9 protein-coding genes are annotated in these 9,873 nt (G+C 47.7%); 3 read left to right on the top strand and 6 right to left on the bottom strand.

Features of this window, described 5'->3' with window-relative positions:
• Positions 1–54: 54 nt before the first annotated feature.
• The 3 genes from MWU60_RS18070 (at position 55) to MWU60_RS18060 (ending at position 3,729) form a co-directional block, all read left to right on the top strand.
• Complete coding sequence (locus MWU60_RS18070; protein ID WP_247228801.1) at positions 55–894, top strand: hypothetical protein; 840 nt, start codon at positions 55–57, stop codon at positions 892–894.
• 236 nt (positions 895–1,130) lie between these two features.
• Positions 1,131–2,285, top strand: a complete 1,155-nt coding sequence (locus MWU60_RS18065; protein WP_247228800.1) for a hypothetical protein — start codon at positions 1,131–1,133, stop codon at positions 2,283–2,285.
• Positions 2,286–2,466: 181 nt separating this feature from the next.
• Positions 2,467–3,729 (top strand): hypothetical protein, encoded by a 1,263-nt coding sequence (locus MWU60_RS18060; protein WP_247228799.1) that lies wholly within the window; start codon positions 2,467–2,469, stop codon positions 3,727–3,729.
• Between the two features lie 318 nt (positions 3,730–4,047).
• Here the strand turns inward: MWU60_RS18060 and MWU60_RS18055 are convergent, their stop codons facing one another.
• The 6 genes from MWU60_RS18055 to MWU60_RS18030 form a co-directional block, all read right to left on the bottom strand.
• On the bottom strand, positions 4,048–4,332 hold the full coding sequence (locus tag MWU60_RS18055) for a hypothetical protein (RefSeq protein WP_247228798.1): 285 nt from the start codon (positions 4,330–4,332) through the stop codon (positions 4,048–4,050).
• Between the two features lie 116 nt (positions 4,333–4,448).
• Entirely contained in the window at positions 4,449–5,054 is a 606-nt protein-coding gene (locus MWU60_RS18050; RefSeq protein ID WP_247228797.1) for a hypothetical protein, read from the bottom strand.
• Entirely contained in the window at positions 5,051–6,190 is a 1,140-nt protein-coding gene (locus MWU60_RS18045) for a toll/interleukin-1 receptor domain-containing protein (RefSeq protein ID WP_247228796.1), read from the bottom strand. Before MWU60_RS18045 ends, MWU60_RS18050 begins: the two co-directional genes overlap by 4 nt.
• Before the next feature lie 25 nt (positions 6,191–6,215).
• Positions 6,216–6,587, bottom strand: coding sequence for a TIR domain-containing protein (locus MWU60_RS18040; protein ID WP_247228795.1), 372 nt, complete (start codon positions 6,585–6,587; stop codon positions 6,216–6,218).
• A gap of 55 nt (positions 6,588–6,642) precedes the next feature.
• Positions 6,643–7,692, bottom strand: a complete 1,050-nt coding sequence (locus MWU60_RS18035; RefSeq protein ID WP_247228794.1) for a hypothetical protein — start codon at positions 7,690–7,692, stop codon at positions 6,643–6,645.
• Positions 7,689–9,479: a toll/interleukin-1 receptor domain-containing protein gene (locus tag MWU60_RS18030; protein WP_247228793.1), complete on the bottom strand. Its 1,791-nt coding sequence runs from the start codon at positions 9,477–9,479 to the stop codon at positions 7,689–7,691. The genes MWU60_RS18035 and MWU60_RS18030 overlap by 4 nt, the downstream gene beginning before the upstream one ends.
• Between the last annotated feature and the right edge of the window lie 394 nt (positions 9,480–9,873).

The raw sequence follows: 9,873 nt of genomic DNA, 5'->3' as shown, positions 1-9,873 counted from the left end.
CTCTATGGGTGGTTGATTTGTTTGAAGCATAGTCGCGACGCAGATTTCGTTCTTATGCGGCATATGACATTCGATCCCTTTGCTTTCTTGTTTGCTTCCTTGATCAAGAATAGGGTTTCTGTCCATCACGCAAAGGAAGTGGCCGAGTTGAAACTCGTTCGTAGTAACTGGAAGGGCCGTTGGGCGTCCTGGCTCGAACGGTTCTCAGGTCGTTTTTTAGTACGTAAGTCTTGTGCCATTTTTGGAGTCACAGGAGAAATAGCAAATTATGAAAGAGATTTGTATCAAGCCTCGGCAAAGATTCATACCTTTCCCAACGGTATTACTTTATCTGAAGTGGAGGTTCTTCAGGACGAACGATCTGAATTTGACATTCATGTTGCCTTTTTATGCGGTACGTTTTCATCTTGGCACGGACTAGACCTTCTAGTCGAAGCGCTTGAGCAACCGGCGAAACAAGATCGCCTCAAAATCCACCTCATAGGGCATATCCCTGATGTGCTAAAAGCAACGATCGAGCAGCATCCAGCCTTTCAAGATCACGGGACTATGGAAGAGAAGGAATATCGAGAAATCCTTGCAAAGTGTGATTTTAGTCTAGGTTCTCTAGCATTATTTCGCAAAGGGCTTGAGGAAGCGGCAACTCTCAAGAACCGAGAGGTCTTGGCAATGGGGCTTCCCATCTTGTCCGGGCATGTTGATACGGCCTTTCCAGACGTTTTTGCATATCATAGGAAAATTTCAGATATCTCCCTTCATCAAATGATAGAATTTGGCGAAAAGATGAAACACTTCAGTCGCCTGACAGTGAGAAACGAGGCTCGTCAATTTATCGAAAAAGAAATGATCATGCGTGATGCAGTGGCTTTTCTCGAGCACCTCGACCATGCGTGATGCAGTGGCTTTTCTCGAGCACCTCGACCATGCGTGATCTAAGGCTACATACATCGCATTTCGTAGTGCCTCTCTCGCAATTTCATAGCGCAATTCGAATATTACCCATATGGTGGAAAACTAGCCAGCTAAAGCGAACACTGGACTCCATCAAGAGATCATGGGCCGTCGACGCCAATTTTGGATCGTTTTGATGTTTGAGACTTTGCGGAATACGGTAACAGAGATTCGTTGATATGCTATTATTTGCAGGCAGTTTATGGCATATTGCAGCGGGTTTGCTGTTATTTTTAGCCGGGCTTTCTGTTGCCATTGCTCAAAAGCGGATCTTTTGCATTCCACAAAAGCGAGCGATTGCGCTCTATTTATGGCATAGTTTTTTTTGCATATTTTATTTTTGGTACTCACTAAATAATTCTGCAGATTCAGCGCAATACTACATTCGTTCACTTGACCACGATTCTGGGTTCAGGTTTGGAACTCATGGAGTATATCACTTTTTGTCCTTTTTTACGCAAGTTCTAAAACTATCATATGGCAACCTATTTCTACTATTTAATATAATCGGATACATCGGGTTGCTGTCCTTCGCTTCAGCGCTGCAAATTGTAACAGAAAGAAGTCACCGCCAGGTAAGAAAATTTAGTATCGCCTTCATATACCTTCCAGGAATGAGTTTCTGGAGTTCGGCAATTGGAAAGGATGCGATCACGTTTATGGCTGCGGGTCTCGCGACTTGGGCTGCCTTGGATATAAGCCGTCGAGCGCCTGTCATTGCATTGTCTGCGCTGCTGTTTCTGGTTCCACGCCCCCACATGGCAGGCATATTTCTTTTGTCTTTTTGCCTTGCATTATTGATCTCATCACGAGTTGGTATCTACAAAAAAATTGCACTACTGGCAGTTGCCGTGCCGCTCAGCGCTTTTGGCGTACAATTCGCCTTGAGTTATGTCGGACTTGGTGAAGCAAGCAATTTGAGCGCTATCAACGATTTATTCGAAACCAGACAGGGTTACAATCTTGGCGGTGGCAGCTCGGTGGATATTGCAGCTATGTCCGTTCCCATGCGCATGTTTACGTATCTGTTCAGGCCGCTTCTGTTTGATGCTGGAGGAATACTTGGCCTTGTGGTGTCCTTAGAAAACCTATTGCTGTTGGGGCTCTTGTTGGCTGTGATACTTAGAAAAAGACGGACTCGGTCAGCGTTGGGCCGTTTCGAATTCGTTTTCTTCCTTCTCTTCGTATTGGCATCTTGGTTTGTATTGGCTAATTCGACAGCAAACCTTGGAATCGCAATTAGGCAAAAAACGATGTTCTTGCCCATGTTGATTGTTCTATTGTTTTCCTTGTGGCAAGACAGACCCAAGCAACCAATTGCCAATAAGAGATGACGTGCCCCGAATCTTAATCCTCATCTCTTAAGTATTCTCGTATAACAAGGAAAACGGGTTTCGAACTCCGCAAACCTTTGTGCTGCACCTAAAAAATGCCGTCAAATGGGAATGCATGGTCGGAGATTGGTTCATGATAGCTATTCCATTCAAAGCACTGGGCCTCGCGTAGTAGAAATGCTTGAAATGGTTTTCGAAACTGAGCAGTGATTCACAATGTGGAATCGAAAAAATTAAAATGCGTAGATGTTTTCTTATCATAATTTTGTTCATAGCGCTGAATGCCATTGTGCTACCAAATGCACAACAGGTGATGCTTGCTGTTGCATTGGTAGTGGGTGCGATAGTGGCGAGCTATTACAAAATCACTATAACACAATTAGCGCTTGTCTTGATAGGTTTGTCTTGGTTGGTAACCATGCTTTATATCGTAGTTGGGGCAATTCACGGTGCGCCAATCCAAGCAGCAGTACAGACTATTTTCATTTATATGGTCTCCCCAGCATTGTGGCTCATTGTAATAGACCGCGCATGGAAGACTTTAGGCGTCGATAAGATCGTTCAGTCGTTTGCCGTTTTAGCGGCTATAGCCGCAGCCTCTGTGGCGGTTTACATGTTTCTTTTCCTCAATTTTGGTCCGCAAGCGGTGGCAGTATTTGGCTCTCGTGCCAACGTACATATTGAATCGGGTTATTCCGGAGTAATCATGCACGTTTCGGGCTCGCTCATATTTCTTGGTGCTGCATTTGCCTCAAGCCCAAGTATTCTGCCTTCGCGCTTATTCGGCATTCTGATCCTTTTTGCCTTGGCCTTAGCATGTATAGCGTCGGGAAGAACTCTTGCCATTGGGGGGCTAATTGTAGGAGCTGCTTTTCATTTCCTCTCAAATCCGAGTACTATCTTGAAGCGGCTCTTCACGACTTTGCCTTTGTTCGCAGTCTTGGGGTTCGGAATCTTGCAGAGTATGGACTTTCTGCTTGATGTGGATGTGGTTCAATTACTTAATCGACACTTGAACAAAGCCGTTTCTGGCGATGTCGAACGGCCTGCCCAGATTGCTGCCCTGATGCGGGGCGCAGAGGAGACATGGTTTTTGGGTGCCGGGCATGGAATAGGGGTCGACTATATTCGTAGCACGGATTTTCCATGGCGTTATGAGAGCGTGTTTTTTGCTTTGATCTACAAGCTCGGCATTGTGGGAACCTTGGTCTTATGCCTTCCGTTGATCTATTCGATTGCATTGTTCTTGACTCGACAGATTAGGGGCGCTGCGCGCAAATATGACGCGTTTTTCGGCTCCGCCCTGGTCGCTGTGACTCTTGCCGCCAACACCAATCCCTATCCTGAGGCATTTACGTTTCAGTGGATGTTTCTCATACCAATTTATTACTTCATCTCAACAAGAGATTCTGCTAGCTTGAATCCGGTACGCGGTCAAACATGATCGTGCCCCACCGAGCAAATCTATTTGATATGATGAATCATTCGATGCCGCCTCATGTAGGTTTAGTGCGAATTTCTCCCTTCTACTGCTTAGCATCCAGCTTCGTTTCAACCTCAGCAGGTCGAACGTGATAGTTTTTCTAGCCTCTTTACCTAGTTCTCTACAAAACTTCCGAGGTGCTTTGATTGAAGAGTTTATTGACCGTGGCCGTGACGTTCATGTCGCCGTGTCTGGTACTTTTGACGCGACTGAAACGCTAGGCTGGATACCGACCATTTTGGTCCCGAGCCTTTCCCGCAAATGCCGATACGCCTTCTTCTAATCATTCGACTGCTTGGTGATATTTGCGATTGCCGCCAGACGGTTTTTGCCACAGCACGTGCTTCGCAAGGATCCACACGTCTGGTCCAGAAAATGAAGGAATGAGCCGTATTCACCGGTGTCCAATAGCAGGAATTCACGTGAGGCTTCGATAGCGTCAAGACAGGCATCGATGATTTCAAGCTGTTCTGTGGCGCTTGCGGGATCAAGGTCAGGTCTTATCCCCTCGGCAACCCATACTTGCCCACGCTGGTCAGTCTCGTAGCGCTCCCAAATAGTCATTCGGAGGGCGCGCAAGTCGGGTGTGTTCCAACTAGACGCGAAGAAGGTTCTATGGGTGTTCATTTCGACAAATCGTATGCATTTACGCGCAAACCGAATGCCAATCGCTCGGCCAACTACTTGAGTGAAGCTCGGCGCGTTGTTGCGAGATCAACGTCGAGCAACTTGTACAGCCAGTATGTATAATCGACGGCCCTATTCAGTTCCGGCGGAAGGCCTTCTGTCTGTTCATATAGCGTACGGGCATATCCACCAGGAGACGGGATCGGCAGGAGGATGGCGTCGGGGTTGAGCTTGGCAAAGAGGCTGTATTCGTCGCGAATGCCTTCCATCCCGCCGATGAAGACGGCTGCCTTATAATTGTGCTCCGACAGCATAGATATTCGCATACGCTCCAAACTGGCGTCTTGATTGTCAGGTGTTGCCGGTGTTTCGATGAAATTTCCGAACTTCGTATTTTCTTCAGGATACCGATCTTTGAAGATAGCACTTTGATAGAGAGTCACAACGTCGGGGTAGGAGACGTCATACCGTCTCGCGGCTTCCCATATCATCGGCGTGATAGCTGGTTGCCCACCCCACACCAACAGGTATCGTCCGAGAACAACCTCAATTAAGGCTGATACGGCTTCTTTGATCAGGAATGGGTCAAAGTCTTCTGATCCAAGACGGCCTTCCTGAGGAACGCTGGCAGAAAGAAAGACTGCGGGTTCGCCGGTCATGACAACACATCCTGCAGATTCTGAAAGGAAGACCCAGCCTTTATCCAATGAAAGCGATCAATGCGTTGGCCAAGCCATTCCAAATGTTCTTGCCAACTCTCTAGAACGCCGACGTGATCGTACAATAGGGCACATTCCTCTTTGCCCGCATCGAGTACTATCCTGTTGATGACCTCGGATGTAGGCACGCCGACGATCGGGTAAACCTGCAACTTTTCCCCTGCCGGGAATGAGGCCATGACACGGCGCATTTGACCAGCGTCTCCGAGGTCACCACCCATTTGTTCAACCGCTGTTCTAAGTGAGCCAACAAGACATGATTGCCGGACCGCCACACTCTTACTTCGCAACCGTTCGAGGCTATCGGCCACCTCATCAAGCACGGTGTCACTTAACGTTCCGTTCGCCAAGAAATCTGAGTTCTCGAGCTCAACTGTATCCGTGACAGATAGATTTTTGTCGAGCGTGACTCCTGGGAAACCGAGACGCAAGATTGATGCTTTTTTCAGATTTGCTTGTCCAAATTCCTCTGACGTCCAACGGCTTTCAAAGTAGGATTTGGTGTCGAGCATGAGCATGACATCGCAATCGCTCATCTGATGCCAAAGAACGTCCTGAAACAACGCTCCCGGTCTGATTTCATGGGTATCAAGAAAGACATCGAACTGACGTTGGCTCAACTCGTCAAACAGCTGAAGCGCAACCTCTCGCGACTCTATTCGACGATAGCTTAAGAACACCCGGCGACGACTTGGCACCAGTCCGAGGCACTCGGCGGTCGCAGAGGCTATCCTCACTGACGCGTTTGGTTCAGCTGATGCCATAGCATTGAACGGGGATGCTTCTAGCGGCAACTCAACGCTGCATCGGTCCAGTGAAGTGACGATGGGGATGATGGGGTCGTATTCTGTGAGAGCAGCGGGCCGATCATATGCTGGCGCTGGATCGTCACCGAAAAACAGACCAACAGAGGCACATTTGGGATTCTTGGTTTTGATTGTCCCACTTCGATCCAAAGCGACTTCGTCGCCGATCTTCAGATCAAATTCAGATAAATGGTCCGTCAGCGCGGTCTCCAATTCCTTGGAGGCGTTCTCTGTTCGACCGAACATGCAGATTTCGTAAAATGACTTCATTCTGGTTTACGATCTTTCGATACTGTCACGCGAGGATCTTTTTCAGGTTTTCCCAATTCCATCGATAGAGCTGTCCCGTGCCTTTTACTGGGGTATATTGTCCATACTTGTATCCGATGATCTGAACAATTTTCTTGCCGTGTTGGCGCGCCATAGCGATTTCCTTGAGTACGCCGGGCGCGCGAAATGTCTCACGGCCAACCATCACCAAGACAACGCGAGAGCGAGCTATCGCGCGGGAGGCCTTGGTCTCCCAACTACGTTCGGGTGCTGCCTCTTTCAAAGAGTGATCAATGACCTGAAACGGCGAGTCGGCGCGACGTGCTTGCATTATGATAAAGTCTTTGAGCCGCTTGTCGTTGTCGAAATCAAAACTAACAAATATCGGTGTTTTCATGGTGCCGCCTACACAACCTAGAAATTGGTATCACATGTCGTGCTCAATTTGGTGCCTACTTTTCCTGTTCGGACTCGTCTTCCTTCCGATCTTCGATCTTCTTTGCCTCTTGTTCCTTACCAATCGTGACGTCCCTAAGTGTATTTGAGATATCTTTGATAAAGTCCGGATAATCCATATTAAGCTGACGTTCCTCTATGACGCCGCTTTCAAGAGCCATCTTAAGTAGTTCGAGTTTCCTCGCATATGTCAAGTTCTCTTGTTCCATTTGATTGCGCATTGCGTTCTCAATTGCGCTTTTATCTGCACCAGGCCTCATCATTTCCGCAAATAAAGCATCGGGACTTGAGATGAGCTTCTCGAAATACCTACGCTCGGCTTCATTTCTGCGTGCATCTTCCTCTACACTCTGTCGCTCTAGACTGGATGTAGCGAGAACAGAAAGCTGTTCGCCGGTCTTGCCATCGACACGGGCATCAATAGTGGATCCATAGATCAAGAAGAGTTCGTCGAATTCGCTACTACAAAGAGCGCCAGCAACGTTGTTCAATTCACTACGAAAAGATGTGAGTTTGTCCTCTAATGTCCCAATTGATGCAACTTCTTTGACTTTTGAGTAAATTTTTTGAGACAAGTATTCCCGTACATCTTTCACTCCAGCATCGACAACAGAAACAGCGTTCTTTGCGGATACTTGATATTCAATTTCAATTGTAGCATGAACACCTGCATCAGCGAGTTGAATAGAGCGTTCATCCTTAATTGTATGCGTGGAAACATCGACAAGATGATATTTGGGGCCGGCACCAAGCAAGGCTGTGGTAACGGGGTGGTCACGGTTCAGAAGCATGAATGCACTGCTTGCTCCCAACAAAATACAGAGAAGAAATACCCCAAGGATTCCAATCAAGAACCAAAGAAGTACTAAAATGCTAACTGCAATGCCCAACAGCTTCGGAGATGAATAGTCTTGGATCATCCTGATAATTGAGCGATCTTTATTTTCTGGAAGATAGGTTTTGCTATCGCTTGTGACGACAATAATTGTGCCAGGTTCTTGAGGTGGATATTGGTTGGTCGTCTTAATTATTGGGTTATATGTCATTTCCATTCTTCCTTACCTCTAGAGCCTGTGCGGTTGGGTTTCGCTTCAAGCATCTCATTCGACGTAAATAGGCCTCTGAAGATATATTCGACTCTGTCGCGATCGTTCTCGTTCGCAGCTGTTTGTTGCAACAAGGCTGCCAATCTCAATAGTGTTTCTCGCCTCTCAACTGAAATTGTTTCCTTCGGTTTCTCCTCGATGCTACGTCTGCAGACTTCGATCCATCGCCTCAGGATGCCTTTGGAAATGTCTCTTGAGTTAATCCCATTGATTTTGTGTTGCGACAAGGCAAGGTTCATAACCGCGGCCACCTGCGCAGCTGACCTAGGAGTTCGAAGTAGACTTTGCAGAGAAGTGCTGCGGTTGCTGGCTGACTTCGGTGCAATCGGAAGTCCTCCAACCACTACAAGAAACATAAGAAGTGGTATTGCACGCTTGGGATCTGTACGCTGCGATCCCGATCCATTAGTCAAGCTATCAGCGATCCAGGTGGATATGTCAGCAACAAGCTTGTTTAGGTTGAAGAGGCTGGTATCTGTATCGGTTGAGTGAACCTCGAGCTGCGCACGTAGTCCACGTTGCAAAGAATCCATCAATCTAGTGGGAAGCGTATCGATGTTTGAAGATGTTGCGATCCGCAGAATATCAATAGCTGAATGTGATAGCCTTGCGCCGGTAAGCCCACAGGCTAAGTGAACGGCTGTTGACTTTTCATTGGCGTCAGTTGACGCTGCCCACCCTTTAATTGTGTGGCTTATTGTTGCCCCAACGGCAGGGTCAAACGCGGCTACCGCTAACGCTATATCCGCGGTTCTAACTTGCACATCATTGGCGCCAAGTAGCCACGGGCTTAGAACTTCTCGAAAAGTGCCGAGAAAGTCGATTTGGCCCAACAGACCTAAAGCTAGCCCAACCCGCATATGGCCTTCACTAGACGCTGAGCTGACAACATTGCTTAACCAGTCTTTTAATGCGGCCCGGCGATCTGGAAACTCACGCCATGCAAACTTAAGAGCTGCCGCCGCACGTTGTCGATCTTTAAAGCGGACTACTTCTTGACGCAGTTTCGTGTAGGTATGCTCCACGTCTACCAACTCGCATTCTAACATTTCTAGAAGTTGGCCGGTCCTACGAGGATATTCACGGTCAAATTCGCCATTTGCCACTATTTCCTGTGTTCTTAACTTTTGAACGAGAGCTTCAGAAATCTGTTGGACCTCTGAGAAAGGTCCGTCCTCAAAAAATGCACAAGACAACATGAATGAGTATGCACGGATTGAGCCGTCCAGACCAAACATACCTTCAATTCCGGAAAACCACGCATCTAGTCTTTTATCGGCATCAGGGGGCTCCTCAATGTCTGCCGCCTTCTTAGAAAAGCCCAGTATCGATGCCAGTTTCTCGAACTCTTCAGACGACAAGACACTGCCGAAATCCGCAAATGAGTATCGTTTTAGCAACGCCGTCAGGCCTTTTAGCGCAAAAGACCTCCCCCCGTTGCCGATCACAACAGGTATCAGCTTATCTTCTGACCGAGCGGTTTCCACCTCGTCGAAAATGTAGCCTCTGTCAGCTCGATCTGCGTTTGCACTTAGGAAGGCCAGAACCCTTCGCGAAGAAGCCAGTGCGTCTTCGATAGCGTGATCCCAACGTCCCTCCTCAATGCCATCTTCAGCCCACCAAACACTGCAGCCACGGGCCCGAAGTTCTTCCACAATTGGCACAAGTTCGCGGGTGTCTCGTTCGCTATAGCTTATGAAAACATCAATTTTTTCTGGGTTCTTCAAACAAAACTCGCAAAGAAGAGGTACGGAATTGGCGCAATATTCTGAGATGAAACACCAAATCTGAACTAGATGATAGGAGAATCTCCAAGTGTTGATAGTCCATTGGGTCGACTGCAACCACTATTGGATCGCTACCGCTAGATGCCGCAGATAGATTCCTCCTTTAGGCTGCGCTCTTCAGGTTTTCGAAAAATGAATTGTCAAAGCTGCGCCTTGTTTGAATTCTGTCTACCATACCGGTCATTTGGCAATCGGCAGTCCGCAGGCTATTTGAACCGCGCCGGGTTTGCCGGAGGCTGATTTGTCTTAGTTACGCGGCCATGTCTGATCTTTCCAGAGCCGCGTAGAAGTTTGCCTCGGCTTCTGCAGGCGGGATATTCCCGATGGGTTCCAG

It is taken from the genome of Yoonia sp. F2084L, assembly GCF_023015625.1.
GTDB lineage: Bacteria > Pseudomonadota > Alphaproteobacteria > Rhodobacterales > Rhodobacteraceae > Yoonia.
The sequence above is the reverse complement of the archived record's forward strand: the minus strand, read 5'-3'. Positions and strand labels throughout refer to the sequence as shown.

What these genes read in the sequence shown, in the direction of transcription:
- MWU60_RS18070 (WP_247228801.1), top strand. Translation starts at nt 55, where the DNA reads ATGCGGCATATGACATTCGATCCCTTTGCTTTCTTGTTTGCTTCCTTG.
- MWU60_RS18035 (WP_247228794.1), bottom strand. Translation starts at nt 7,692, where the DNA reads ATGACATATAACCCAATAATTAAGACGACCAACCAATATCCACCTCAA.
- MWU60_RS18055 (WP_247228798.1), bottom strand. Translation starts at nt 4,332, where the DNA reads ATGACTATTTGGGAGCGCTACGAGACTGACCAGCGTGGGCAAGTATGG.
- MWU60_RS18045 (WP_247228796.1), bottom strand. Translation starts at nt 6,190, where the DNA reads ATGAAGTCATTTTACGAAATCTGCATGTTCGGTCGAACAGAGAACGCC.
- MWU60_RS18065 (WP_247228800.1), top strand. Translation starts at nt 1,131, where the DNA reads ATGCTATTATTTGCAGGCAGTTTATGGCATATTGCAGCGGGTTTGCTG.
- MWU60_RS18040 (WP_247228795.1), bottom strand. Translation starts at nt 6,587, where the DNA reads ATGAAAACACCGATATTTGTTAGTTTTGATTTCGACAACGACAAGCGG.
- MWU60_RS18050 (WP_247228797.1), bottom strand. Translation starts at nt 5,054, where the DNA reads ATGACCGGCGAACCCGCAGTCTTTCTTTCTGCCAGCGTTCCTCAGGAA.